The 658-nt window shown below is 57.6% G+C and carries 1 protein-coding gene; it reads left to right on the forward strand.

What is annotated here, in order from left to right:
- On the forward strand, positions 1-618 hold a 618-nt coding region (locus tag EOA60_RS35995), incomplete at its 5' end, for an arginine deiminase-related protein (protein WP_245502719.1).
- Positions 619-658: the final 40 nt, after the last annotated feature.

Here is a 658-nt window from a genome sequence, read left to right on the forward strand (position 1 = left end):
GAATACCGGGTTCAAGACGTTATCGACTATTCCGGCCTTGAAAAGGATAACGTGTTTCTCGAGGGCACCGGCGCGATGGTGCTCGATCACATTGCCCGCGTCGCCTATGTGGTCCGCTCGAACAGGGCCAACGATGTTGCCCTTGAACGCTTCTGCACGCACTTCAACTTTGAGCCGATGGTCTTCGACGCCGTTGACCGCGCTGGCAAGCCCATCTACCACACCAATGTGCTGATGTGCATCGGTACCGATTTCGCCCTGCTGGGAACGGATTCGATTTCCGATAAGAGGCGTTGCCGGGAAATCGTGGCCAGGCTGGAAGAAACCGGCCGTCAGGTCATCGAACTGAAGATCAATCAGATCGAGAAATTCGCCGGCAATGCCATCGAGCTTGAGGCAAGGGAGAGCCGTATACTTGCGCTCTCAGCCAGGGCCCGTGCGGCCCTGCGGCCCGACCAGATATTGGCAATCGAGCAATCCGCGAGACTGATGCCGTTCGATGTTGCGACCATCGAGCTCGCGGGAGGCTCGGTTCGCTGCATGTTGGCCGGGATCCATCTTTCACGGCGGACGCCCGTCGCCGCACCCCAATCGTTAGCGGTTGAGCAATCCGCATGAAGACAATCTCTTGATACAGGAACTTGGATATGTCGCAGAC

It is taken from the genome of Mesorhizobium sp. M1A.F.Ca.IN.020.06.1.1, assembly GCF_004023265.1.
Taxonomy (GTDB): domain Bacteria; phylum Pseudomonadota; class Alphaproteobacteria; order Rhizobiales; family Rhizobiaceae; genus Mesorhizobium.